This window comes from Mailhella massiliensis, from assembly GCF_900155525.1.
GTDB classification, from domain to species: Bacteria; Desulfobacterota; Desulfovibrionia; order Desulfovibrionales; family Desulfovibrionaceae; genus Mailhella; species Mailhella massiliensis.
Map to the genome: position 1 here is coordinate 427,040 of NZ_LT706952.1, position 25,917 is coordinate 452,956.

Annotated in this window: 24 protein-coding genes; 1 reads left to right on the forward strand and 23 read right to left on the reverse strand. The window is 62.6% G+C overall.

Annotation, left to right across the window (positions count from 1 at the left end; all coding sequences use genetic code 11):
* Positions 1-5: 5 nt before the first annotated feature.
* From rpe to ileS, 10 genes are all read right to left on the reverse strand, one after another.
* Complete coding sequence (rpe, locus tag CZ345_RS12055; RefSeq protein WP_077073374.1) at positions 6-662, reverse strand: ribulose-phosphate 3-epimerase; 657 nt, start codon at positions 660-662, stop codon at positions 6-8.
* Positions 659-1,051 carry a MerR family transcriptional regulator gene (locus CZ345_RS12060; protein ID WP_077073375.1) on the reverse strand — a complete coding sequence of 131 codons (393 nt, stop codon included), beginning with the start codon at positions 1,049-1,051 and terminating at the stop codon, positions 659-661. The genes rpe and CZ345_RS12060 overlap by 4 nt, the downstream gene beginning before the upstream one ends.
* Before the next feature lie 250 nt (positions 1,052-1,301).
* On the reverse strand, positions 1,302-3,296 hold the full coding sequence (locus CZ345_RS12065) for an ABC-F family ATP-binding cassette domain-containing protein (protein ID WP_077074089.1): 1,995 nt from the start codon (positions 3,294-3,296) through the stop codon (positions 1,302-1,304).
* 212 nt (positions 3,297-3,508) lie between these two features.
* Positions 3,509-4,417 carry a tRNA (adenine-N1)-methyltransferase gene (locus tag CZ345_RS12070; RefSeq protein WP_077073376.1) on the reverse strand — a complete coding sequence of 303 codons (909 nt, stop codon included), beginning with the start codon at positions 4,415-4,417 and terminating at the stop codon, positions 3,509-3,511.
* Positions 4,418-4,430: 13 nt separating this feature from the next.
* A complete protein-coding gene (locus CZ345_RS12075) occupies positions 4,431-4,901 on the reverse strand; it encodes a hypothetical protein (protein WP_144277347.1) in 471 nt (156 codons plus the stop codon).
* A 4-nt stretch (positions 4,902-4,905) separates the two neighbouring features.
* Positions 4,906-6,609 (reverse strand): DEAD/DEAH box helicase, encoded by a 1,704-nt coding sequence (locus CZ345_RS12080; protein WP_077073378.1) that lies wholly within the window; start codon positions 6,607-6,609, stop codon positions 4,906-4,908.
* A gap of 1,021 nt (positions 6,610-7,630) precedes the next feature.
* Positions 7,631-8,497 (reverse strand): tol-pal system protein YbgF, encoded by an 867-nt coding sequence (gene ybgF, locus CZ345_RS12085; protein WP_083717413.1) that lies wholly within the window; start codon positions 8,495-8,497, stop codon positions 7,631-7,633.
* Positions 8,498-8,612: 115 nt separating this feature from the next.
* The gene (locus CZ345_RS12090; protein ID WP_077073379.1) at positions 8,613-9,032 is read right to left on the reverse strand and encodes a PLD nuclease N-terminal domain-containing protein; all 420 of its coding nucleotides are present in this window, start codon (positions 9,030-9,032) and stop codon (positions 8,613-8,615) included.
* 2 nt (positions 9,033-9,034) lie between these two features.
* Entirely contained in the window at positions 9,035-9,529 is a 495-nt protein-coding gene (lspA, locus tag CZ345_RS12095) for a signal peptidase II (RefSeq protein WP_077073380.1), read from the reverse strand.
* Positions 9,529-12,390 (reverse strand): isoleucine--tRNA ligase, encoded by a 2,862-nt coding sequence (gene ileS, locus CZ345_RS12100; protein ID WP_077073381.1) that lies wholly within the window; start codon positions 12,388-12,390, stop codon positions 9,529-9,531. The genes lspA and ileS overlap by 1 nt, the downstream gene beginning before the upstream one ends.
* Before the next feature lie 280 nt (positions 12,391-12,670).
* Here ileS and CZ345_RS12105 point away from each other — a divergent pair, with 280 nt between their 5' ends.
* Complete coding sequence (locus CZ345_RS12105) at positions 12,671-13,480, forward strand: MBL fold metallo-hydrolase (protein WP_077073382.1); 810 nt, start codon at positions 12,671-12,673, stop codon at positions 13,478-13,480.
* Between the two features lie 101 nt (positions 13,481-13,581).
* Here CZ345_RS12105 and CZ345_RS12110 read toward each other — a convergent pair whose 3' ends face one another.
* From CZ345_RS12110 to CZ345_RS12175, 13 genes are all read right to left on the reverse strand, one after another.
* A complete protein-coding gene (locus CZ345_RS12110; protein ID WP_077073383.1) occupies positions 13,582-14,754 on the reverse strand; it encodes an ABC transporter permease family protein in 1,173 nt (390 codons plus the stop codon).
* 98 nt (positions 14,755-14,852) lie between these two features.
* Complete coding sequence (locus tag CZ345_RS12115; RefSeq protein WP_077073384.1) at positions 14,853-15,563, reverse strand: ABC transporter ATP-binding protein; 711 nt, start codon at positions 15,561-15,563, stop codon at positions 14,853-14,855.
* Positions 15,564-15,570: 7 nt separating this feature from the next.
* On the reverse strand, positions 15,571-16,005 hold the full coding sequence (locus tag CZ345_RS12120) for a hypothetical protein (protein ID WP_077073385.1): 435 nt from the start codon (positions 16,003-16,005) through the stop codon (positions 15,571-15,573).
* Between the two features lie 139 nt (positions 16,006-16,144).
* Positions 16,145-17,881: an alkaline phosphatase gene (locus CZ345_RS12125; protein WP_077073386.1), complete on the reverse strand. Its 1,737-nt coding sequence runs from the start codon at positions 17,879-17,881 to the stop codon at positions 16,145-16,147.
* 554 nt (positions 17,882-18,435) lie between these two features.
* On the reverse strand, positions 18,436-18,744 hold the full coding sequence (locus CZ345_RS12130; protein ID WP_077073387.1) for a DUF3467 domain-containing protein: 309 nt from the start codon (positions 18,742-18,744) through the stop codon (positions 18,436-18,438).
* Between the two features lie 102 nt (positions 18,745-18,846).
* Complete coding sequence (locus CZ345_RS17095) at positions 18,847-19,374, reverse strand: OmpH/Skp family outer membrane protein (protein ID WP_162274975.1); 528 nt, start codon at positions 19,372-19,374, stop codon at positions 18,847-18,849.
* Positions 19,375-20,106: 732 nt separating this feature from the next.
* Positions 20,107-20,505 (reverse strand): F0F1 ATP synthase subunit epsilon, encoded by a 399-nt coding sequence (locus CZ345_RS12145; protein ID WP_077073390.1) that lies wholly within the window; start codon positions 20,503-20,505, stop codon positions 20,107-20,109.
* 12 nt (positions 20,506-20,517) lie between these two features.
* Positions 20,518-21,930, reverse strand: a complete 1,413-nt coding sequence (gene atpD, locus CZ345_RS12150; protein WP_077073391.1) for a F0F1 ATP synthase subunit beta — start codon at positions 21,928-21,930, stop codon at positions 20,518-20,520.
* 12 nt (positions 21,931-21,942) lie between these two features.
* Positions 21,943-22,827, reverse strand: coding sequence for a F0F1 ATP synthase subunit gamma (locus CZ345_RS12155; protein ID WP_077073392.1), 885 nt, complete (start codon positions 22,825-22,827; stop codon positions 21,943-21,945).
* A 3-nt stretch (positions 22,828-22,830) separates the two neighbouring features.
* Positions 22,831-24,345, reverse strand: coding sequence for a F0F1 ATP synthase subunit alpha (gene atpA, locus CZ345_RS12160; RefSeq protein WP_077073393.1), 1,515 nt, complete (start codon positions 24,343-24,345; stop codon positions 22,831-22,833).
* A gap of 3 nt (positions 24,346-24,348) precedes the next feature.
* A complete protein-coding gene (atpH, locus tag CZ345_RS12165) occupies positions 24,349-24,900 on the reverse strand; it encodes an ATP synthase F1 subunit delta (protein WP_077073394.1) in 552 nt (183 codons plus the stop codon).
* Entirely contained in the window at positions 24,897-25,457 is a 561-nt protein-coding gene (locus CZ345_RS12170; protein WP_239446685.1) for a F0F1 ATP synthase subunit B family protein, read from the reverse strand. Before CZ345_RS12170 ends, atpH begins: the two co-directional genes overlap by 4 nt.
* 22 nt (positions 25,458-25,479) lie before the next feature.
* Positions 25,480-25,896 (reverse strand): ATP synthase F0 subunit B, encoded by a 417-nt coding sequence (locus CZ345_RS12175; protein WP_077073396.1) that lies wholly within the window; start codon positions 25,894-25,896, stop codon positions 25,480-25,482.
* Positions 25,897-25,917 lie beyond the last annotated feature (21 nt).

Sequence of the window (25,917 nt, forward strand, 5' to 3'; positions counted from 1 at the left end):
AATTTTCAGCAGCCGGCGGCGGCCATGAACGCGGCATAGCGTTCGCTGAAGGGAGGATGGCCGAAAAAGGCGGAACCGGAAACAAGCACGTCCGCCCCGGCTTCGGTCAGGGCTTTCGTGTTTTCCAGATTCACGCCGCCGTCGACCTGCACAAGGCAGTCGCTCCGGCCGGCCGCGTTGAGTTTCGCCCGCAGTTCCGCCACCTTGCGGAACGTGGCGGGCAGAAATTTCTGACCCCCGAAACCGGGGTTCACGCTCATGACAAGAACCATGTCCACATCGTCCAGAACATAGTCCAGCACGCAGAGCGGCGTGGCGGGATTGAGGGCCACGCCCGCCTTCATCCCCAGGCGGCGTATTTCCGCAAGAGTGCGCTGAAGATGCCCGGTGGATTCGGCATGAACCACGAGCATGTCCGCGCCCGCCGCCTTGAAGTCGGCAAGGTAGCGTTCGGGCTGCTCTATCATGAGGTGCACGTCAAAAAAAAGACCCGACGCCGGGCGCAGGCCTTTGATGACATGTTGACCGAACGTCATGTTGGGCACGAAGTGCCCGTCCATCACGTCCCAGTGGACCCACTTCACTCCGGCCTGTTCCAGTTCCCGCAGAGTTTGTGCCAGGTTTCCGCAGTCGGCGGAGAGAAGCGAGGGCGAAAGTATCATGAGCGATTCTCCTTGGACGGGTTGGAGGTGAGCAGGGCGCGTATGTCCGTAAGAGAACGCACGATGTCCCGCAAAAGGGCCTCGTCGGCCCCGGCGAGCGAGGAGGGACCGGAGGAAAGAGCCTCGGCAAGGGCGGGCATGGCCTGCCCGGAAAGCACACGGCGCGCGCCTTCGATGGTCATGCCCTGTTCGTGAAGCAGGGAACGGATCTTACGCAGAAGTTCCATGTCGCTTTCCGTGTACAGGCGCTGCCCTTTGGGCGTACGCACGGGCCGGAGTGCGGGGAACTCGCCTTCCCAGAAACGAAGCACGCTGGTCTGAAGGTTCAGCGCCCGGGCTGCTTCCCCGATGCGGTACAACCTCCCCCCCTGCGGCTTTTTCCTGTGCATGTCCCTTTCCTCGGTCTGCGATCTGAAAAAATGGCACTGCAAATACTTCCGATCGATCACGGCTGCTCCACAAAAAAAAGAGAAACGGCTTGCGGACCGACATCTGCGTCCAGCACGATAGTCTACCTTTCCTGAAAAAATTTCCAGAAAAAAATCAGTGAAGCGGCGCCATTCTCACGAACCGTCCCAGCATGACACAGAACTGGGGCAGAATGATGACAATGCGCCGCTTTCTTTTCCGCCGGAAAACCTACTCGCCGCCGTCCAGCGAAAGGGCGGCGCGCTGCGCCTCGAGTTCCGCTATCTCGGCTTCCAGCACGCCGAGTTCCTCAAGGCCCTTTTCGGAGCGTTCCTCCAGATCGTGGAATTCCTTGAGCAGGCTCGTGGCCTTCGCCCCGTCGGCGTACACGGAAGGATCGGCAAGGAGCTTTTCCACCTCGTCATGGCGGGCAAGCACCTCTTCCAGCGCCTTTTCCCTGTCCGCATATTTTGCCTGAAGCGGCTTGAGCTTCTTGTACAGGGCGTTTCTCTGCTCGGCCTGTTCGCGCTTGATGCGCTTCAGGTCCTCGCGGGAAAGCCCCGGAACCGCCTTGCCCGGAGCTGCGGCGCGGGCCTCTTCCGCAGCCTGCTTCACCTGCGTGCGCGCGGCGCGGCGGGCCGCGTCGTACTCGGCGAAGCCTTCCTTGTACACCGTGATGCCCGTATCGTCCACGGCCCATATCTCATCCACGGCCTCGGTAAGCAGGTGCCTGTCGTGGGCCACAACGAGAAGCGTGCCGTCGAAGGCTTCCAGAGCCTCCACCAGCGCGTCGCGGCTTTCCAGGTCGAGGTGGTTGGTCGGTTCGTCGAGCACCAGAAAGTTGCAGCGGCGAAGGAACAGCAGCGCCAGCGCAAGGCGGCTTCTCTCACCGCCGGAGAGCGAATCCACGTTCCTGTCGAAATAGCCCTGCCCCAGCATGAAGAGGCCGAGCACGCTCATGAGCTCCTCTTCCGTGGTGTGCGGATCGGAAAGACGGCGCATTTCCCCGAGCACCGTACCGCCGAGATCCAGCGTTTCGGCCTGCTGCTGGCTGTAGTAGCCCATGCGCGTGGAAGACCCCATGGTGAAGCTGCCGCCCGTGCGGGCGAGCCTGCCCGCCAGAATCTTGAGCAGCGTGGACTTGCCGCAGCCGTTGTGCCCCACAAGGCCTATTCTCTGCCCCCGGAACAGGGAGAAGGTGAGCGGCGGCCAGAGCGTGGTGCCGTCGGGAAAATGAAAGGCCAGCTCGGAGGCGGCGAGCACCACCTTTTCCGAAGGCGCGGCCTCGGGCCACTTGAAGGAAAGCTCCTTTCTCTTCGGTTCCGGCCTGTACTGCTCCAGTTCCTTTTCCAGCTTCCTGGCCTGCTTCTGGCGGGACCCCGCCTGCCGCGCCTTGGTGGCCTTGGCCTTGAAGCGGCGCACGAAATCCATCTTATGGGCGATTTCGTCGGCTATCTGCTTCGCCTCGCGCTCGCGCTGTTCCTCTATCTCCTCCTGAAGCTCCAGGAATTTGGAATAGTTGCACTTGCGGAAGATGGGCTTCGACGCGCCGAGATAGAGCACATGCGTGCCCACATGGTCCATGAACACACGGTCGTGGGCCACGAAAACCAGCACGCCCTTGAAGTCCATGAGAAATTCTTCCAGCCATTCCACGGCCTCAAGGTCGAGGTGGTTGGTAGGTTCGTCGAGAAAGAGCACGTCCGCCCCGGCGGTGAGCACGCGCGCAAGCTTCGCCCTTTCGCGCCAGCCGCCGGAAAGCTGCCTTATGGGGAGCTTCCACTTGTCCTTCACGAAACCGAGGCCGGAAAGCACCGTCTGGGCGCGCTGCTCGGGATTGTAGCCGTAGCGCGTTTCCAGATCGTGCTGCCGCGCCATGAGGCGGTTCATGGCCGCCGCGTCCCCGCTCTGCTGCGCCTTTTCCCATTCCTGCCAGAAATCGCCCCAGTCGGGCAGAGCAGCCTGCACCCATTCCAGAAGCGGCACATCCAGCGTGTTCTCGTCCAGCATCTGTTCCACATAGCCCACGCGGCACTCGCGCGGAATGATGACGCGCCCGCCGTCGGGCGCGGTCACGCCCGCCAGCATACGCAGAAGCGTGGATTTGCCCGTGCCGTTGGGGCCGCATACGCAAAGGCGCATGCCGTCCACGATGTCCAGCGAGAAATCGTTGAAAATGTCGCGGCCGCCGTAAGACTTGGAAAGATTCTGAATGGTGATGTTCATGGCATGATGGTGGGCGCACGGCCCCGGGAACGGTTGGCTTGAAATTTCTCTTTCTTCCGAAAAGCCCCTGAACGGGCCGGCGCCCGGCCCGTTTTCCCGAAAAACGCGGCAGGCGGGGCCGGAAGACACAGGACAAAAGCCGGGGCGACGCTTCGGAGAAAACTCCCTCGGAACGCGCGCCCCGGGCCTTTGGCCCCTCCCGGCGGAAGGGGCTAAACGTCGTATTCCACGCTTTCCGGGTCTTCTCCGCGCGCGGCGGCAAGGCGGGCCTGACGGGCCGCCTCCTGCTTGCGTTCGCGCGTGCCCAGAGGGATGAGGGCATCCCAGTCGGCGCTTCTTTCCTGAATGCGCGTAAACACCAGAAAGGCGGTATGCGCGCTCATGCGGTCCGCAGGACGCAGACGGCCGGGGACGACCTTCCAGGGACGCACCAGCACCTCGCACACTTCCGTTTCCTCAAAGGGGCCGATTTCCAGCGCCGTGATGAGCTGGGAAACCTGCTCCACCGTGGGCAGAAGGAAGGCGATGGGAGCGCCGGGCACAAGGGCCTCGCGCGCGGCGTCGAGGTACTCCCAGGGGGTGCGCACGTCGAGAAAGAGCGCGTCGCCCTTTTTGCCGTTCAGGCAGTCCGGGTCGTCCACGCCGAAGCCGTTCGCAATATCGCGCAGGTGCAGCGTGACGTTTTTGCCCACGCCCGCCCATTCCAGGTTGCGCTTGGCCAGCTTGTGGAACTCCTCGCGCGCCTCGAAGCTGTGCACATGGCCTTCCGGCCCGGAAAACCACGAAAGCGCCAGCGTGAAACCGCCGGAACCGGAACCCGCCTCAAGAATGGTGCGGCCGTTGCCCACCCCGAGCTTGAAGCAGATGAGTCCCATATCCTTGGGATACATGATCTGCGTCTGACGCTTGATGCCCATGACGAGATCGTGAAGCTGCGGCTTCTGAAGGCGGAAGGGCACGCCCTTGGCCGTGCGTACTTCCGTGCCGAATTCGGCCTCCACCACGTCGCAGGCGCGCATGACGCCGTCCTGCGTGTGCAGATCCTGCCCCTGTTCGATGCGGTAGATGTGCCGCTTTCCGCGGGGAGAGGCCAGAATGACAAGGTCGCCGTACTGAGGCATAGTGATTCCTGAATTATATGATGTGGTTGAAGAAATAATCGTACAGGCGGCGCAAAAAGAGCGCCATGCCCACCAGCTTCGCCTGATCCGGTTCGCGCCCGGCGCGGGAAAACATCTCGCGCGCCGTGGGAGTGAAATCGTCCGCCCCGCTTTCGGGCAGGAAGCGGGCGATGTCGCGCACCAGAACCATGTAGGCGTCGGCGTCCTTCAGCCTGGGCCAGAGCGAATCGAGGTAGAGCGTGTAGGCCGCCTCCTCATTGTCCGGCACGGCCCTTTTCAGAGCCAGCCGCCACAGGCCGACGCAGAGCGCCGAAAACACGGGGCGCAGAGCGCGCCTGGCGGAAAAGGCCAGACGCCCTGTGCCGAGAAGTTTGAGAAAGGTGGAAAAGTCCGCATCCGCAAGCAGCGCCTCAAAGGTAGCCGCCAGAGCCTGCGGGTCGGCATTGCCGGCCTGCGGGTCCACCACCATGCCGGGAACACGCACGACGCTACTCGGCTTCCGCCTGCGCGGGGGCTTCGCCTGCGGCGCTCTCCCCTTCCTGAGAAGAACGGCGGCGGGAACGACGGCGCGGTCTGCGGCGACGGCCCTCGCCTTCCGGCGCAGGCTGCGCCTCGGGGGTGGCTTCGTTCACGGATTCTTCCGGCATCTGCTCCTGAGCGGGAGCGCCCTCTTCCGCCTTGTCCCTGCGGCGGGAACGGCGGCGGGAGGAACGGGACTTCTCTCCGCCCTCTTCCCCGGAGGAAGCTTCGCTCTTTTCCCTGCGTCTGCGGCGGGGAGACTCGGCATCCTTTTCCGCACGGGCCTTCGGCAGAGACTGTTCCATGCCGAGGCTGCGCTGATAGTCCGCATCGAGCAAAAGCGCCAGCAGAAGAAGCTGATCCTCATCCTCGCCGCGGGCCATTTCCTTCACCAGAGGGAGGTAGCGGCGCGCCCTTTCCAGCTGAAGGCCGGTGCAGGCGCGGCGGCGCGCATCCAGAAGCGCGGTTTCCCTGCGTCCGGCGGCAAGGGCCACATCCTCATCGGTGGGATTGGGCAGGGGCGTGATGTCGATGCGGTAGAAGGAGGCGATGCGCTGAAGCTCCATCTTCTCCATGATGTCCACCAGGGAAATCACCGTACCCGCAGCCCCCGCGCGGCCGGTACGGCCCGCACGGTGGATGTAGGATTCCCTGTCTTCCGGCGGTTCATAGAGAAACACATGGGAAAGCGCCGGAATGTCTATGCCCCGGGCCGCCACGTCCGTAGCCACGAGAAGGCGCACCCTGCCCTCGCGCAGGCGGGAAAGCACTTCCTCGCGCCTGTTCTGCGAAAGGTCGGCTGAAAGCTCGTCGGCATTGTAGCCGAAGCCCTTGAGCACGGCGGTGACGTAATGCACGTTGGACTTGGTGTTGCAGAAAATGATGGCCGAGGTGGGGTTTTCCGTTTCCATGAGGCGCACCAGGGTGCGGTCCTTGTCCATGCGGCCGCATTCCACATACAGGTGCTGAATGGTGGCCACATGCACCTGCCCCTGGGAGAGGCTGAGCATCTGCGGATCGCGCAGAAATTCCCCGGCGAGATTCAGAACGTGCTGGGGATAGGTGGCGGAAAAGAGCGTGGAAAGCAGCGGCCTTTTCGGCAGATAGCGCTGGATTTCCTTCATGTCGGGGTAGAAGCCGATGGAGAGCATCCGGTCGGCCTCGTCGAAAACAAGGGCGCGCAAAGCATCCAGCGACAGGGTGCGGCGCAGAAGATGGTCGAGCACGCGACCGGGAGTACCCACAATGAGCTGCACGCCGGAACGGAGCGCCTCAAGCTGACGGCCGTACCCCACGCCGCCGTAAAGGGCGGCTGCGGAAAGCCCCGTGCCTTCCAGAAGCACGGCGGCCTCATGTTCCACCTGACTCGCCAGCTCGCGCGTGGGGGCAAGGATGAGCGCCTGGGGCTTTTTTTCCTCCGGGTTCAGCAGGGAAAGAAGCGGCAGAAGGTACGCGCCGGTCTTGCCGCTGCCCGTGCGCGACTGCACCATGATGTCGCGCCCGGCCATGAGATAGGGAAGCGTATGCGCCTGCACGGGCATGAGGCGCGTCCAGCCTGCGCGGGCGCAGGCCTCGCGCATGATGTCGGGAAGTTCTTCCAGCGAGCAGGGAGGAAGGGAATCTTCAGGAGCCGTGACGTGCAGCTCCTCTTCGTTTTTTATGGTATCCGGCATATCGAATCCTGATAGTAATGAAGAAAAAAATGACATACCTTGAAAAACAGGATATCATAGCTGATTCTTTCACGCTTGCCAAGCGCCGCCGCCTTCGCCCGTGCGGCGCGAAGGCACGACCGTTCTGGAACCTGTGCAACGCAAAGACATAGCCATGCCAGCGCCGTGCGGCGCAAAGGTGCGTCTCCCGGGACACGCTGTACAGAGGGCGGGACATGTACGCTTCGGTCACTCTTACGGCGGAAGTGCATTCCGCCTGCGCGGCCCTTGCGGCCCGCCCGGAGCGTTGCAACAAAGCGTTCCTCCTCACACCGGAAGATCTCGCGTGAAACAGGGCCGCCCTCAGCGGGCGGGGGCAAAACGCATTGAGAAAAGGTGCGCCCTGCGCAAGGAAGGGCCGCATCCTGCGCGGAAAACACGCTCTCCTTCGCCACCAAGAAACGAGCATTGCGTGGAGGAAGGTCTGACCTTCGCAGGCGAAAGCGGCATGAGGCGTTGCCGGTGTTCTGTGCCTTCACCATCGAACGATGGGCACGCGTTGAAAAAAGTCATGCACAGGCGGGGCAGGATAAGGCAATGGCATAGCGCATCCCCCTTCCCTCTTGAAATCTCTTCCTCTGGCCGACCGTTTCCCGGCCGTGCCGGGAAACGGTCGGCCAGCGTCGGCGGGTCCGGCAGGACACGCTCACGCCGGAATGGCAGCCGGAACGGGGCCAGGCAGGCCTTTGCGCGCCCTGTCCTTCCCGGCCGGCAGACGGCGGAGGGGGCAGGCCTTCCGCTCCACGGCCATGCCGCAGAAGCGGCGGAAGGCCTGCAAAACATCTGCGCAATCCCCTCCAAAGCGCCGCGGAACAACCGCAAGCCGGAGGAGAACCTTTGCCTTGCGCCCTGCCGGTCATGGGGAGGGAGATGATCCCCCCCGGCGGGGTACGGGGCGGCGCCTGCCTTTCCTGCCGCAGGATACGAAAAGCCCGCCTGCCGGGGAACGGCGGGCGGGCCGGACAAAGGCCGAGCCGGAATCTTACAGCTTGTTCTGCTTGATGACCTGCTTGGCGCGCGCGGTTTCGGGGGCCTTGGGGTATTTGCGCGTCAGTTCGGTAAGGCGCTGCTTGGCGGCGGACTTCTTATTGAGCTGGAGGAAGGACATGCCCTGCTTCAGGTAGGAAGCGGGAGCCTTGACGCTGTTGGGGTAGCCGGAAATCACGTTTTCGTAGGCCAGCGCGGCTTCGGCGTAGTTCTTCATCTGATACTGGCATTCCCCCTGCCAGAACCAGGCGTTGGAAACCAGCTTGTTCTTGGAATAGGTTTTGGTGAAATCGCTGAAGGAGCGCAGAGCGGCCTCGTACTGGCGGTTGTTGAAGGCCTGCATACCGTTGTCGTACAGAGCCTGCGCCATATCCACGTTGTTCTGAGGCTGCGCGGCGGGGGCGACGGGAGCCGCAGGAGCAGGCTGCATGGCGTTCTGCGCGGAGGCATCGCCCATGCCGACGCCGGCAGCGACCCCGGGCATCATGCCGGCAGCGACTCCGGGCATACCCTGAGCGGAAGGATCGGGGGTAAGCTGAAGGTCGAGGGCCATCTGGCTTTCCGCAAGGCGCAGGGCGCGGTCGTGCAGGGCCACGGTATCGGCCAGCTTCTGCGCGCCGCCCGCTCTCTGCAGAGCGTAATTGATGGTATCGAGCTGACCGCGCAGTTCCGCCACTTCCTGGCGCAGTTCCATGAGCTGGGACCAGCTGTCGGCCTGATTGGTCTGGCTGCTGCTCATCTGACGGTTCATCTGGTTGACCTGAGCCTGAAGCGCGTTGTGTTCGCTGCTGGTGACGCAGGCCGTAAGCATGAGAGGCAGGGACAATAGGGCAAGGTTGCGGCCCCATTTCATAAGATCCATAACCTTTTCTCCTGAATGGTGAGGATGCGGGCCGTGCCCGATCCCGTTGCACGAACGCTCCGTGCCGCCGGGGGAAGAACTTCTCCCGAAAAAACGGCCCGGAAGCGGGAATTTTTCACGCCTGCGGCTTTTTTTCCTCGTCGGGACAGCCGAACGACCAGTCTCCGCCGGAAGGACGGGGAGCCTCCCTCACGGGAGCGCTTTCGGCCGCCTCGGGCGCTTTCTCCACGGGGGAGGATGCAGACGGCGCGGAAGGCGCTTCCTCGGCCTTTGCCTTTTCCTCCGCCGCGCGGGCGCGCTCCGCCTCGATTCTGGCGCGTATGTCCACCTTTTCCCTGCTGGCGTGCTTTCTGCCCACGAAATAGTAGGCAATGCCGCCGAGGCAGGGAATGAACACGCAGGCCATCATCCAGCGGTACTTTTCCTGAGGCGTGGGAAAATCGTGATACATGGCGTGCTTCAGCGCCCACATGTTCGGCAGGGCGGGCACGATGAGCATGAGAAGCTGTTCGCTGCTGAGGTCGGTAATGAGCATGGCTAGTGTTTCCCCTCTTCAGGGCTCTGCCGCAGAAGCACGAAGCCTGCGGCAACCACCCCGAGGCAGATGGCGATGTCGGCCACGTTGAAGGCCGGCCAGTGCCATGCGCCCCAGTACACGTCCAGAAAGTCCGTCACCGCGCGGAAGCGCACCCTGTCCACCAGGTTGCCCGCCGCGCCGCCGAGTATGCTGCCCAGGCCGAAGAAAAGCATTCGGCTGGGGGGCGTGGTACGCACGATATGGACGATGACGCCCCCCACCACGACGGCGGCCCCGAGGAAGAGCCAGAACTGCCAGCTCGTATCCTCATTGTTCAGAAAGCCGAAGGCCGCGCCCCGGTTCAGCACATGCACGATGTTGAAGCACCCGTCGATGACGGGAAAGCCCCGGCCCGGCGGTATGCCGGCCGTGACGGCCGCCTTGGCGAGCTGATCCAGCACAAGCCAGATGAGCGCCACCAGGGCGACTAGGCCGTAACGCTTCGCTGCCTTCACTACGCTTCCCCGCCCTGCTTCGCTTCAAGCTCCCGCATCACGGCAGCGCAGCGGGGGCACAGGGTGGGATGGGCAGGATCGGTACCCAGTTCCTCGGAGTACATCCAGCAGCGTTCGCACTTTTCTCCGCCCGCCTTCTTCACGCGCACGGCAAGGCCGGGGCATTCGTCGAGCTGAGCGGTGGAAAGCGCGTCCACGGGGGCATCCTTGAAGGATGCGATGTCGAGCTGGGAGACGATGCACACGGAACGCATGTCGGCGCCGCTGTCGGCAATGGCGGAACGGAGCTTGTCGTCCACATACAGCGTCACATGGGTATCCAGCGCATGACCGATGACGCCGTCCTTGCGCAGAGGCTCGATGGCGCGGGTGACGCCCGCACGGATGTCCATGACCATTTCCCACGCGCCGCGCTCGTCGTCGGAGAGGCGGTACATGGAAACGTCCTTCTGCGGCAGAGCGAACACCGAGATCACGGGCTGGCCTTCGCCGTCCACGGGCTTCAGCGCCTCGGGAATGTGACGGAACACCTCTTCCGCGGTGAAGCTCATGATGGGAGCCATGTCGCGCAGCATGATGAGCAGCATCTGATACAGCGCGCTCTGGGCGGAACGGCGCTCCGCGCTGTCCGGCAGAGAGGAATAGAGGCGATCCTTCAGCACGTCGAGATAGAAGGCCGAAAGGTCGGTGGCGCAAAGGCCGTGCAGGCCCTGGAACACCTTGTGGAATTCGTATTCCTGATAGGCGGTTTCCGCGCTTTCGTGGAAGGCGGCCACCAGGCTCAGGGCATAGCGGTCCAGCGGCTTCATGCTCGCGAAGGGCACGAGGTCGGCGGGGGTGAGATCGTGAATGCTGCCCAGCAGGTAGCGGCAGGTGTTGCGGATGCGGCGGTAGGCATCCACAAGGCGCTTCATGATTTCTTCGGAATAGCGGATATCCTCGCGGTAATCCACGGAAGCCACCCACAGACGCAGAAGTTCCGCACCGTACTTGTCGATGACTTCCTGCGGGGCCACCACGTTGCCGATGGACTTGGACATCTTGCGGCCCGTACCGTCCACCACATAACCGTGGGTGAGCACGGCCTTGTAGGGAGCGATGTCGCGCGTGCCCACGGAAACGAGCAGGGAGCTGTGGAACCAGCCGCGGTGCTGATCCGAACCTTCAAGGTACAGATCGGCGGGAACTTTGCCTTCGGGGCGCTGTTCCATGACGGCGGCAAAGCTGGTGCCGGAGTCGAACCACACGTCGAGGATGTCGTCTTCCTTCTCCCAGTGCTTTCCGCCGCAATGGGGGCAGACCAGACCTTCGGGAACGATGTCTTCCACGCCGTGTTCGTACCAGTAGTCGCAGCCGGTGGGATGGGAGGCGAAGCGGGAGGCTATCTCACGCATCCAGGCCGGGTCGTTCCACACTTCGCCGCAGTCCTTGCAGATGAGGGCGAGAATGGGCACGCCCCACATGCGCTGACGGGAAATGCACCAGTCGGGACGCGATTCCACCATGTTGTAGATGCGGCCCTGACCCCAGGAAGGAATCCAGCGCACCTTGTTCTGAATGGCGTCCAGCGCCTTGCCGCGCAGGTTGTTGGGTTCCATGCCGATGAACCACTGGGTGGTGGCACGGAAAATGACGGGTTCCTTGCAGCGCCAGCAGCAGGGATAGGAGTGGGAAATATCCTTTCTGGCCAGCAGATGACCGAGTTCCTCCACCTTGGCGATGACGGCGGGGTTGGCTTCGAACACCTGCATCCCCGCGAAGAATTCCACGGTGGGCAGGAAGCGCCCTTCGTCGTCCAGCGGGGAATACACGTCGAGCCCGTACTTCATGCCCACTTCGTAGTCCTCGCGGCCGTGGCCGGGAGCGGTGTGCACGCAGCCCGTGCCCGCGTCCAGCGTGACGTGGGTGCCGTTGATGACGAGAGAAGGACGGTCGAGGAAGGGATGACGGGCCTCAAGCTTCTCCAGCCTGTCGCCCGTGGTTTCGCCTACAAGGCGGTAATCGCTCCAGCCGAAGGTTTTGGCGCAGCTTTCCACCAGTTCGGAAGCCAGAATGTACTGGCTGCCTTCCACTTCCACGAGGGCGTAGCGCAGCTCGGGGTGCACGCACACGGCGAGGTTGCTCGGCAGCGTCCAGGGCGTGGTCGTCCAGATGACGATGTAGGCGCGGGAAACGTCGGCCCCGGGGATGACTTCCGCAAGCTTCGGGTCCGGCAGGGGGAAGCGCACATAGATGGAAGGCGAGGAAAGATCGCGGTATTCCACTTCCGCTTCGGCAAGGGCCGTCTTGCAGTGGCAGCACCAGTAGATGGGCTTCTTGCTGCGCACCACGCCCCCGCGTTCCACGAAGGTGGCAAGTTCGGCGGCGGTCACGGCTTCATAGGCCGGGTCCATGGACATGTAGGGATGTTCCCAGTCGCCCAGCACGCCGAGGCGCTTGAATTCCTTGCGCTGAATGTCGAGGAACTTCTGCGCGTACTGGCGGCAGCGCTTGCGGATGACGTGCGGAGGCAGATCCTTCTTCTTCTCGCCGAGCTCAAGCTCCACGTTGTGCTCGATGGGCAGACCGTGGCAGTCCCAGCCGGGGATGTAGCCGGTCTTCCAGCCCATGAGGTTGCGGGACTTGATGATCATGTCCTTGAGGATCTTGTTCAGGGCCGTGCCCAGATGGATGTGGCCGTTGGCATAGGGCGGGCCGTCGTGCAGCACGAACTCGCCGCGCGAGCCGGAAGCGTCCTGCATGAGCTGGAACACATGGTTTTCTTCCCAGAACTTCAGCGTTTCCGGTTCCTTCTGGACCAGATTCGCCTTCATGGGGAACCCGGTGACGGGCAGATTCAGCGTTTTCTTATATTCAGCCATGAGGCTTCCTCCGGGCGCGACGATGCGCCATGATATTCTTGCAGGGCGGCAGGCCGCACGCCTCCCGCCGAAAGCAGACAGAAAATGGTATGTTTTCCCGCGTCGGGCGTAAATGTCAAGCCCAATTTCCCCGCGCTTCCCTCTGCGGCCGGAAGGGAACGGAGATATTCCGTCCGCGGCGCGCAACGTACGGAAAAGACGAAAAAAGCCCTTTTGCCTCCGCTTGACGCAGAAGCCCCCGCTCCGTATGGTGTGATACAGGCAAGACGAGGAGGAGAACATGAAAAAGCTCATCGTTCTTGGTACGGGCGCGGCCAACACCCTGCATTACTACAATACCTGTTTTCTGCTTCAGGGGCCGCAGGGCGGCCTTCTGGTGGACGGCGGGGGCGGCAACGGCATTCTCGTCCAGCTCGACAGGGCGGGCATTCCCCTCACGGAACTGACCGACGTTTTCGTCACCCACGAGCACATCGACCATTCTCTCGGCGTCATCTGGCTCGTTCGTATGGTCTCCTCCCTTTTTCTCCGGGAAAAACGAAACGACATCTTCCGCATACACTGCCATGCGCGCCTTGCGGAGAAGCTGCGTTCCATCTGCCAGTTCACCCTGAGCGAAAAGCAGTTCTCCCCCGTGGGCACCAGCATACGCTTCATGCCCGTGAAGGACGGGGAACAGCGCACCATTGCCGGACATACGGTGACCTTTTTCAACACCCATTCCCGCAAGGCGGAACAGTACGGCTTCCACATGCAGAACCCGGACGGCCAGCGCATCGTCTGCACCGGCGACGAACCCTGCAGCATGGCCTGCGCCCACTATCTGGAAGGCGCGGACTGGCTTTTCCACGAAGCCTTCTGCCTTGAGAGCGATGCAAAGCGATTCCGCCCCCACGCCATAGGGCACGGCACCGTGCGCGAGGCCGCGCTCCTGGCCCGCAGACAGAGGGTGAAGAACCTCGTGCTCTGGCATACGGAAGACAGCGCCACCCTCGGCACGCGCAGGGAACGCTACACCGAGGAGGCCGCCTCCGTGTTCCGCGGCGGCATCTACGTGCCGGACGACCTTGAGGAAATAGAACTCTATTAGGCAAAAAACGCCGTCATCCTGCAACGGAAAAGGGGGCCCGCGCCCCCTTTTCTTTTACCGTGCCTTCGCAGGACGGCGGCACGGCGCGCCCCTTTTCCCCTTTACGCCGAACGCAGCAGTTCGCCGGCGGTACGGCGGCAGGCGAAATATGCGGGAAGCGCTGCGGCCACGCAGCCGCAGCCGAAGGCCGCAAGCGCGGCAAGGCATTCCTTTGCGGAAAGCGCCACGGTAAGCGCCACCCCGGTTTCCGCCTGTATCCACATGGCGGCGGCGGAAGCCATGGCGCAGCCGAGACCGAGACCGAGCAGGCAGCCCGCAAACAGAATACCGGCCACCATGAGCCACACGCTCAGGGCGAGAAACGCGTGGGAGGCCCCCAGCGCGCGCAGAAGCGCCAGAGACTTCACGCGCATGGCCACGGCAAAGAAGCCCGAGACCAGCGCCGCGGCAAGGGCGGCGGCCTGCGCGGCAAAGGTGAGCATGAGCATGACGTTGTGCATGTCTTCCAGCGTGCTGAAAAGCCGGGTGAGCACCTCGCCGGAAAACACGGCCTGCGTGTCGCGCCCGTTCAGGGAGGCGCGCAGACGGTAGGCATCCGCCACGGTGACGGGCTTGACCACCACCACGGAAGAGCGGCCCGCTCCTGCGCCGTGCATGTTCCAGAGCGCCTCTATGGGAACGACGATGGCCCTGTCCCACGGGGTGCCGGTGGCGGGCATTCTGCCCACCACACGGAACAGATGGTCGTGGGCATGGGAGGATGCCCCCTCCCCGTCCAGCGCGGCTTCGGCCACGCTGCCGTGACTCGGAGCGAAGGTGTCGCCTTCCTTCAGGGGAACGCCCGCCCCCACCACGGCCTCTTCGGGGGTAAGAAACATGCGGCCGGAGGCAAGGGGCCGTTTGCCGCCCAGATTGACCAGCTCGGAAGAGGTTCCCGCAATGGGGCAGTCGCGCCAGCGGTCCCCGAAGGCAAGCGGCGCGGCCCAGCGCACGCCGCCGCGGGCCTTTACCTCCTCCAGCGTGCCTTCCGGCAGAAGGGAAAGCGCTTCCGGCCTGAGGTACACCGCGCCGAGCACCAGATCCACGGCGCTGCCTTTGGCCCCCACCAGCAGATCGAAGGCATCGGCGGATTCGGCCATGCCGGAGCGTATGGCCCGCTCCATCATGGAAACGGCGGGGCTGAGACTTCCGGCAAAGGCCAGCACCAGGGCAAGCGCCAGCGCGCCGCCCCAGGAACGGCGGAACTCGCCGCGCAGGAAAAGAAAAGGATTCATGAAAACTCCTGAAACGATGACGGAAAACGCATTCTCCGGCGAGGCTGCCCCGGCCGACGGCCGGATGCAGGTCTTGCTCCGACCACACTCCGACAGAACTATTTTACCTTCAGATCGTCATCCAGCCCGGAGAGAAGACGCCCCCGTTCCAGGCGGAAACGCACGTCCATTCTGCCGTGCAGAATCTGCTCGTGGGTGACCACAAGGAGGGTGCAGCCTTCCGAACGGGCCAGATCCACCAGTTCGTCGGTGACGAGCTGCGCGTTGCTGCGGTCCAGGCTGGCCGTAGGTTCGTCCGCAAGAAGCACCGAGGGACGAAACAGCACGGCGCGCGCCATGGCCACACGCTGCTGTTCCCCCCGGGAAAAAACGCCCGCTTCCGCATCGAGATTGCGTATGCCGAGCCGACGGAGCAGGTCCCGCGCCCGCCCGCGCAGCTCATCGGAAAGAGAAAAACGGCGGAACGTGGCGGGCAGAAGCACGTTTTCCATGGCGGAGAGCTGGGGAAAAAGCTGAAAGTCCTGAAAAATCATGCCTACGTGCCGCCCGCGCCAGGCATCGCGCGCGCCCTCGGGCATGGCGCAGAGCTCATCCTTTCCCCAGCGGATTTCCCTGCCCGTGCACTCGTCGGGCAGGATGAGACCGCAGAGAATGTTGAGCAGCGAGGTCTTGCCCGAACCGGAGTCGCCGTAAATGCCCGCCAGCGTGCCGCCGGGAAGGGAAAGCTCCGGTATGTCCAGCACGCGGCGCATACCCGCGCCGTCCTGCACGCTGTAGCGGATGTTCTTGAGGTAAAGGGCGTTGTCCATAACTTCCTCACAACGTATGGAAGGTGGCGTTTCTCAGGCGCATCTGGCTCACGAAGCCGGTATGTTCATCCGTCCAGGAACCGACTTCCAGCTCGCCTTCCACCTCGATGACGGCGTTGTTCTGCACAAAACGCTGCTTTTCGGAGAGGTAGACCACCAGAATATTGTCCGGCCAGTCCGAATCGGAGGAGCAGAACGGGCAGAGAGCCACGGGTTCGCGGGTGAGCACGAAGAAATCCGCATCCGCCTTCAGAGGCGGAGCCATGAAGCCGCGTATGGTGACGCGGCTGCCTTCAAAGGAAAGCACCTTGTCGGAAAAGCGCAGGCCGAGCGCCCCGCCCCCGCTGTAGAGTTCGTCGAAATTCAGGCGTTTTTCCGTCTCCGCCCACGCGCTCTGCGCTCCGAGCACAAGGCAGAGCAGAAGAATCAGCCAGGTTTTCATGTCGCTTCTCACAGGAAAAAAGTTCAGGAAGGGGTGCGGGCGTCAGTCAGCGGACGCCCTTCCGGCAAAAGGCGCCCCGAATATTCAGGGCGCCTTGCTGTTCATGGAAAGGGGGCGCATTCCCCCTTTCCCGCCGTCATCACTTGCCGAGAGCCATGGCTTCGGCCATGATGCGGAAGATTTCCGTGCTGTTCATGAAGCCGTGAATCTGGTCGGCGTTCGGGCCTCTCGCCCCCACCACGAGGTCGTCGATGGCATGTACGCCGGTGGATTCCGTGCGGGGCAGGTTGCCGGGCACGAACTGCGCTCCGGGAATGTCCTTGTAGGCGGCGTTCGCGATGTAGTGGCCGTTCTCATCCTTGACCGCGGGCACGAAGGGACCGTCGATCTTGGGGCGGTAGGTTTCGTAATGGTCGGGGTAGTTGCCGATGAAGGCGGCAAGGCGCTTGGACACGTTCACATCGTCGGGGTAGCCGTCGCCGTCGGCATCCTTGTAGTTGGGATAGCCCGCGGCCGCGTAGATGCCCACCTTGTCGCGCATGAGTTCGCCGGGAAGGTTGTCGTCCACGGTACCGATGATGCTGAGGGCATGGGTGTGGTCGCCGGTAACGATGAGGAGCGTATCGGGGTTGGCATCGCAGAAGGCCTGAGCCTTGGCCACCACCTTATCGAACATGATGGTATCGTAAATGGCGCGTTCCCAGTCGAGCGGATGGGTGTACTTGTCCACGAGGCCGGCTTCCAGCATGAGGAAGAACCCGTTGGGATTCTTGGAAAGCACCTTGAGGGCGGCGTCCATGGAATCCGTGAGGTCGGGCTGATCGGGGAACTTGGACACGGTGCCCTTCTTGAGCTGCTTTCTGTCCAGAGCGCCGTCGAGGTTGCCGGTATGGAAGAGGCCGAGCAGACGGTCGGGCGTTTTTTCCATGACCTTCAGAAGTTCCGTGCGCGTGGTGGCAAGGCTGTAGCCCGCCTTGCGGAAATCTTCCACATAGTCCTTTTCATCCTTGCGCTTGGAACCGGGAACCGTGCGGGGCAGGAAGTAGGCGGAACCGCCGCCGATGAGCACTTCGGGGCGGATGTCGGCGAACATGCCCACGATGGCCGCCTTTTCGGAACGCTTGCGCGTGTGGGAAACCACGGCGGCGGGGGTGGCGTCTTCTATTTCGGCGTCGGAAACGATACCGATGGACTTGTTGGTCTTACGGCGCAGAATTTCAGCGATGGTTTCCTGACGGGGATCGTCGAAGGGGTCCTTGGTACGGTCGGCATACACGCCGATGGCGTTCACGCTGGACTTGTGGCCCGTCATGTAGGCGGAAGCGGTGTTGGCGGAGTCCGCCGCAATGGAATCCACGCTGCAGGTGCCGAGCATACCGGTGTAGGGCAGCGTATCCATGGAAAGATAACCGTTGTACATGCCGTTGGTCACGCCCTTGGAGAGCAGACGCGCGCCGGTTCTGTGGCCCATGCTCAAACCGTCGGCAATGAGCAGAATGACGTTTTTCGCCTCGGCCTTTTCCGGCGTGCCGTACACGTCCCACTTCGCCCGGGCTTCTTCCTTGCCGTCCTTCGCGGTGACGGTGTACTTGCCGGGCTTCAGGGTCACGTTGCGCAGCAGGATGGCCGAACCCTTGCCTTCCTCGTTTTTAATGAATTCCGGCTTCGTGCCGAACACGTCGGCCACGCTTTTGCCGTTGATGAGCACGCTGGCGTCGGCCTCTTTCAGTTCCCTGTCGAACTCCACCTTGAAGTCGAACTTCGCGCCGCCCAGGAAACGGGCGGTATCGACGGGATAGATGGCGGGCGCAGCCTGCGCCGTGGCCGAGAAAAGCGCCATGCCGAGGAACAGCGGCATGATCGAGGTGATTTTCATAACATCCTCCACAGGTTGTTTTCCATTGCGGCCACTATGGCCGAGACCTGTTTCGATCCTGTGAAGGTGTGATGATTTCTTTATGAAGAAAGAAGACGCCAGTGTAACAAAAAGCAGTTCCCCTGCTTGCAGCAGAAGAATGCGGTACGGCAGAGGTACGGAGAAAACCCGATACGGAACCTCCGCAGAAAAAAAACGGCGGGAAGGCTCCTCCAGGCGGAATGCAGCAAATGCCGCCGCAGCGCCCCTGATGCCGCCCCGCCGGGCTTCGGGCAGAGTACGGGCTGCCTGCGCCGTTTCCGCCCGGCGTTTCCCGGCCCGTGCGCCCTGCGTCGTTTCAGACAGGGCGCACGGCCCTTCCCCGCTCTGCCGCCTCCACGCAGGCGGCGACGGGCTTCTCTGCTCCCTGCACCGCTTTATCCTCCCGATGTTCTCACCCCAGAGGATTCTTTTCCGGCAGGCGTATCCGGCATAAAAAAGCCCCCTTCCCGGCAAGGCAAAACGACGCCCGGGAAGGAGGCGGAAAAGAAAGACGCAAACGCCCGCGCCGCAGATCAGGCTTCGTTCTTCGGCTCTGCGGGGGCCGGGGCATCAATGGGACCGAAACGGCCTTCATATTCCTGAAGGGTACGGATGAGCGTGGCCACAAGGCGCTTGGCGCTGTGCGGCGTCATGGCGATGCGGTCCTGCATTTCCACCACCAGATTTCCGGCCAGAGAGGCATCGGTAGAAGGCTCCATGCGGCTCACCCCGCAGTTCAGAAAAATTTCCCCTTCCGCATAGCGTGCCTGGAAGGAATTGGCGTAGGAAGTACGGATGGCGGCCGATTCCACATGAAGACCGATTTTCTGCTCTTCAGACATGATGTTCCTCACTGGTTGACAATGCTCTGTTGCGTGCCGCTGCGACCTGCACGGCCGCCCGGCAAAAACGCGAATGCCCGGAACGGGGAAAGGGAAAAGCGTCTAGCGCCTGCCCTTCCGGCCTTCGGACTTGCCTTCTTCTTTAATGGTCACGGTGGGCAGGTCGGCGAATTTCACCTTGCGCCTGTTCACCTGGGTAAGAATGGTTTTGGTGTAGTCGGCCTTGCTCCAGTCTCCGGCAACCACCATGCTCCGCGCAATGACCAGGGACACGCCGTTCTTCTTGCGCCACTTTTCCACTTCCTCCACCACGACCTCGTGCACCACGCGCATGGCGGCCTGGCGTTCCACTTCCATCTGACGGTTCAGCACGGCAAGCCCCTGGGCATAGACCTTGTTCCGTTCCTCCTCGGAATCCTTTTTATGGGCGTCGCGCAGCTTGTCGAAGCCCTTCTGAAGCACCTCGCGCACCTTCTTGAGATGCGCTTCGGCCTGCTTGCCGGGCTGGGATTCCGAAATAAGGTACTGCATGTCCACCGAAACCACGTCCGGTACCCGGGCCGCTTCGGCAACGGAAAAGGAAAACATGGTTACGGCCATCGCCGCCAGCAACAAGAAAACTCTGCGCATGAAGCTCCCCGAGGTTGTCTTCGCCGTTTTCCAGATACACGGGCCGCCCGGCAATGCACGGCGCGCGCAAGACGCATTTTTCACAAATGCGGCAGCTTTCCTTAGCTGTACACGAGCATGTGTCCCTTCGCAAGCAAGATGCGGAAAAAGAATCAAAAAACATCGCAGCGCATCTCTCCTCCCGCAGGACAGAGGAGCATGACTTCTTCCGCCGCTCTTTTCCCTTCCGCACCGCGGTGCGGCAGAGAATCTTTTCTCCTTCCCGGCCGGACTGACGCCGCTCCTCCCCGCGGCCCCGCACGCCGCCGGAGGAAACATGCAAAAATCCCCGACGCGGAAAAAAGCGTTGCCATGACGGGGCGGGCCCCCTCCCCCCGGCCCGGCAGAACCGGAACCGCCCTGGCGCGCAGGGAAGAAAAAAGCTCTGCCTGCGCGGCAATACGCCAGCACGGCACAGAAAAAACATGAGGAAAAGAAGGCAGCCTCCGCGGCACGACAGGCGCAGAAGCCCACGAAGTTGTGCCCGGCACGCGCTGACGGGAGAGCAAGGAACGAAGAATGCGTGTTGCCCCGGTATGAAAAGAGGCTTTCTTCCGAAAGGCTTTCCGTCCGTCAGCCGGACAAAGGAAGGAGCGCAAAAGCCGCCCACGCAAAAGGGGCACCCCTTTCGGGATGCCCCCCATCATGCGTAAAGCATCAGCGTTTCGGCAACAGGACGCCGAAGCGGCCCGCCTAGCGTCTGGCGACGCGGAGGCGTTCGATGGCCCTCGTGAGGGCCAGCTCGGCGCGGTGCACGTCCGTGTCGGGCTTCGGATCGGCAAGGCGCGCTTCCGCGCGGGCCCTGGCCTGCTCCGCCCGGTCCACGTCGATGTCGGAGGCCAGTTCCGCGGCTTCCGCGAGAATGGTCACCTTGTTGTCCGCGATCTGAGCAAAGCCGCCGGATACGAAAACCCAGCCGGTGACGCCTCCCTTACGGTAGTAGAGATCACCGATCTTCAGGGCGGAAAGCATGGCCGCATGATCGGGCATGACGCCGAATTCGCCGTCTACGCCGCTTGCGCCCACATAGTCCACTTCTTCCTGAAGCACGACCTTGTCGGGAGTGACGATATCAAGACGAAGACCTTCCATGACGGTCTCCTCTTATGCCTGCTGACGCTTGTTGTACTTTTCAATGGCCATGTCGATGCTGCCCACGTTGAACACGTCCGTCTCGGAGAGATAGTCGTATTCGCCTTCAAGCAGCCCCTTGAAGCCCTTGATGGTATCTTCCAGTTTCACATACACGCCGGGAATGCCGGAGAACACTTCCGCCACATGGAAGGGCTGGGAAAGGAAGCGCTGGATGCGGCGGGCGCGGGCCACGGTCATCTTGTCCTCGTCGGACAGTTCGTCCATACCGAGGATGGCGATGATGTCCTGAAGGTCCTTGTACTTCTGCAGCACCTGCTGAACACGGCGGGCCACGGAATAGTGTTCCGTGCCGACCACGTTCGGGTCGAGGATGCGGGAGGTGGAGTCAAGCGGGTCCACGGCCGGGTAGATACCCAGTTCGGCGATGGAACGGTTGAGCACCAGCGTGCCGTCCAGGTGGGCGAAGGTGGTGGCGGGAGCCGGGTCGGTAAGGTCGTCGGCGGGAACGTACACGGCCTGCACGGAGGTGATGGAACCTGCGGAGGTGGAGGTGATGCGTTCCTGCAGACCGCCGAGGTCGGTGCCCAGGGTGGGCTGATAACCCACGGCCGAAGGCATACGGCCCAGAAGGGCGGACACTTCGGAACCCGCCTGCGTGAAGCGGAAGATGTTGTCGATGAAGAGCAGCACGTCCTGATGTTCTTCATCACGGAAGTACTCGGCGCAGGCAAGGGCGGTGAGGGCCACGCGGGCACGGGCTCCCGGGGGCTCGTTCATCTGGCCGTAGACAAGCACGGCACGCTCCAGAACCCCGGCTTCCTTGAGTTCGCCGTAGAGGTCGTTACCTTCACGGGTACGTTCACCCACGCCGGCGAACACGGAGTTGCCGCCGTGCTGCTTGGCGATGTTGTTGATCATCTCCATGAGGATAACCGTCTTGCCCACGCCGGCGCCGCCGAAGAGGCCGATCTTGCCGCCCTTGGGGAAGGGAATGAGCAGGTCCACGACCTTGATGCCGGTTTCCAGCAGCTCCACCTTGGTGTTCAGGTCGGTGAAGGCGGGAGCGGGACGGTGGATGGGGAAGTACTTGTCCGTCTCGATGGGTCCGAGACCGTCCACGGGCTTGCCCACCACGTTCAGGATGCGGCCGATGGCGGCCTTGCCCACAGGCGTCATGATGGGCTTGCCGGTATCGACCACTTCCATGCCGCGGACCAGACCGTCGGTGCTGTCCATGGCGATGGTACGCACCACGTTGTTGCCCAGATGCTGGGCGACTTCGCAGACGAGGTCCGTGGCGTTGGGGTTGTTGACATTATTGATCTCAAGCGCGTTGAGGATGTTCGGCAGCTTTCCCTCGGGGAAAGCCACGTCCACAACAGCGCCGATGACCTGTACAATATGGCCTTTGTTTGCTGTCATGCCCTAGTGCTCCTACTGGCTTTGCTGCGCATTTGCGCCGCCAACGATATCGATGAGTTCGTTGGTGATGGCAGCCTGACGGGTCTTGTTGTAAAGAAGCGTCAGAGAATTGGTCAGTTCGTCGCAGTTGCGCGTGGCGTTGTCCATGGAGGCCATGCGCGCTGCGTTCTCGCTGGCGGAGTTGTCGAGAAGTCCGCGATAGATCTGAACATTCACATAGCGGGGCAGCAGTTCCGCAAGCAGAGTCCCCACTTCGGGTTCATACAGGCATTCCGCAGCCGCGCCGACCTCATCCCCGCTGTCCTTGCCCGCGGAGGAGGTCACGGGCAGCAGCTCCATGGTCGTGGGGATCTGGCGGGTCATGCCCGCGAACTCGCTGTACACAAGGTACACTTCATCGGCCTCGCCGCTTTCATAAAGCTGCGACACCTTCGCGCCGAGACGGGCCGCCAGACGGAAGTCGAAGGAACCCATGGCGTCGCCGTACGATTCGATGGTTTCGTACCCGGTCTTGCGTATCGCGTCGCGGCCCTTGCGGCCCACGCAGATGAACCTGACGGCAAGCCCCGCCTCGGCCCGGGTGCGGGCCAGTTCGAGCGCCGTCGATATCAGATTGACGTTGAAGCCCCCGCAAAGCCCTCTGTCGGAGGTGAGCAGAACGATCACCGCCGAAGAGATCTTCTTGTGAACCTGAAGCAGCGGATGGGCCGCATCTTCCGTTCTGGCGGCAAGATCACCCAGCATCTCGCCGAACTTTTCCGCGTAGGGGCGGAACCGTTCGATGCGGTTCTGGGCGCCGCGCAGCTTCGCCGAGGCGACCATTCCCATGGCCCTCGTGATCTGCTTGGTCTTGCCGACGCCAGCTATCTGGAGTTTTACATCTTTCAACGAAGGCATGAGTTACCCCCGCGCCTTGAAGGATACCTTGAACTCTTTGATGGCCGCGGAAAGACGGGCTTCGAGATCATCATCCAGCTTCTTGCGATCGCGGATATCGGCGAGGATATCGGGCTTCTCGGTGCGAAGCATTTCCAGAAGGCCGGCTTCGAAGGGAAGCACGTCCTTCACCTCGATGTCATCCAGGAAACCGCGGGAAGCGGCGAAGATGGAGGCCACCTGCTCTTCCGTGGGCATGGGATGATACTGAGGCTGCTTGAGCAGCTCCGTCATGCGGGCGCCGCGATCGAGAATGGCCTTGGTGTCCTTGTCCAGGTCGGAGCCGAACTGGGCGAAGGCCGCCATTTCGCGGTAATGGGCAAGGTCCAGACGCAGAGAACCGGCCACCTGCTTCATGGCCTTGATCTGCGCGGCGCCACCCACGCGGGAAACGGAGATGCCCACGTTGATGGCCGGGCGGATACCGGCGTTGAACAGGTTCGTTTCCAGGAAGACCTGACCGTCGGTGATGGAAATCACGTTGGTGGGAATGTAGGCGGACACGTCGCCGGCCTGCGTTTCGATGACGGGCAGAGCCGTCAGAGAACCCGCGCCGAGTTCGTCGCTGAGCTTCGCAGCGCGTTCCAGCAGACGGGAATGCAGGTAGAACACGTCGCCGGGGAAGGCTTCACGTCCCGGAGGACGACGGAGCAGCAGGGACATCTGGCGATAGGCCACGGCCTGCTTGGAAAGGTCGTCGTAGATGATGAGGGCGTGCTCGCCGTTGTCGCGGTAGTATTCGGCCATGGTGCAGCCGGAATACGCGGCGATGTACTGCAGAGGCGCGGATTCCGAGGCGGAGGCGGACACGATGGTGGTGTATTCCATGGCGCCGTGCTGACGCAGGGTTTCCGCCACCAGAGCCACGGTGGACTTCTTCTGGCCGATGGCCACGTAGAAGCAGTGCACGCCCGTGCCCTTCTGGGCGAGGATGGCGTCCACGCAGATGGCGGTCTTGCCCACCTGGCGGTCGCCGATGATGAGTTCACGCTGGCCGCGGCCGATGGGCGTGATGGCGTCGATGGCCTTGATGCCCGTGACCATGGGTTCGTGAACGCTCTTGCGCTGCATGATGCCGGGAGCCTTGAGCTCCACGGGACGGATTTCCGTGCTTTCCACCGGTCCCAGGCCGTCCAGAGGCTGGCCCAGGGGGTTCAGCACGCGACCTGCCACGGCAGGGCCGACGGGCACGGAGAAAATCCGGCCGGTGCGCCTGACGGGGTCGCCTTCCTTGATGTCGGTGTCGTCACCGAGAAGCGCGACGCCGACGTTGTCTTCTTCGAGGTTGAGCACCATGCCCATGAGCCCGCCGGGAAACTCCAGCAGTTCCATGGACATGGCATTCCGCACGCCGTACACGCGGGCGATGCCGTCGCCCACGTACATGACGGTGCCAGTCTCGCTCATTTCCACGTGCTGGTCGTAGTTGCGGATCTGCTCCTCGATGATCTTTCCGATCTCTTCAGCCTTGATGTGCATGGCCTACTCACCCCTCTTGATGGATTCCCTGAGGTTGTCGAGCTGCGCGCGCAGGCTTGCGTCGTACACCTTGTCCCCCACGCGGAAGACGACGCCCCCGATGATGGACGGATCCACGACGTAGTCAAGCTCAAGCTTGCGCTCTGTCTGCGATTCCAACTTCGTTCTGATGCTGTTTCTGCGCTCTTCATCCAGCTCCACGGCCGTGGTGACGACGCCGCGTGAAATGCCGCGGGCCTCATCCAGCATGGCCGAAAAATCCGCCGCAATGGCGGGGAGCAGCGGCAACCGGCCCTTATCGGCCAGAAGCGCGCAAAAACGCTGTTCCACAGCGCCGCCGCCCGCCACATCCAGCAGGGACAGCGCCACTTTCTTCTTCTCTTCCGTGGAGAGGACGGGGTTGCGGAAGGCTTCCGCCAGCCGGGGAGTCTTTTCCACCGCCTCGCCCAATGCACTCAGAGACGCTCCATAGCGTTCCAATTCCGCCATGCCCGCCTCTTTCCCCAGGGAAAAGAGCGCCGCGGCATAACGACGGGACACGACATTGCCGATCACTGCAGCACCACCTTGGTCAACGATTTGTCGATCAGTTTCTGATGCGTCTTGGCATCCAGCCGGTCGAGAAGGCTCTTTTTCACTTCCGCCACGATGGTTTCCGCCATGCGGGCGCGAATGGCTTCAAGCTCGGCCTTGCCTTCCTGCTCCGCTCCGAGAGCGGCCTGCTCCACGATGTGGGCCGCCTGCTTCTCGGCTTCGGCAAGAATGGAAGCCTTGATGCGTTCCGCCTGGGCGCGGCCTTCTTCGAGAAGCTTCGCGCATTCGGCTTCCACATCGGCGATACGGCGTTCCACTTCCGCCAGATTCGCTTCCGCCTCGGCCTTGCGCTTTGCCAGATCGTCCATTTCACGGACGATCCCTTCACGGCGGTCCGTGAAGAACTTTTTGATGAGCTTGCCCGCCGCGTACCAGATGATGCCCACAAATATGGCGCCGTTGATCACGCGGAGAAGAAAATCGCCCCAGGGAAGGGAATGCCCCTCGCTTGCGGACGCGATCTGGCACGATACCAGAACCAGAGCGCAGGCCGCCGTCATACCATAGATTTTTTGCACGCCGTTCTCCTTGCTGCGATGACTATCCAAGCATGGACTTCAGGGCCACCTGAACGAAATCGCCCACTCTTCCGTCAAGCTCGCGCCGGGCTTCCGCGCTTTCTTCGCGGATGCGGTCGGCGGCGGCGAGATGGAGAGAGCGGGCCTTGTCGCCGGCTTCGTTCAGCCTGGCCTGGGCCGCCTCGTCCGCGGCGGCCTTCATGCTCTTGCGAAGGGCGGACACGTCCGCGCGGGCCTTCGCGATGCGGGCGTTGTACCCGTCCAGTTTAAGGCCGGCCTCGCCCTCAAGGGTATCGGCGTCGCCTCTCAGCACGTCATTCTGCGCGCGGCGGCGGGCCATGGCCCCACGCACCGGGCGAATGATCAGGTAATTGATGATCGCAAGCGCGACCAGAAAATTCACCACCTGAATCAGGAGGGTGATGTCGATATTGATCATTCCGAGAACCTCCAACCGAAG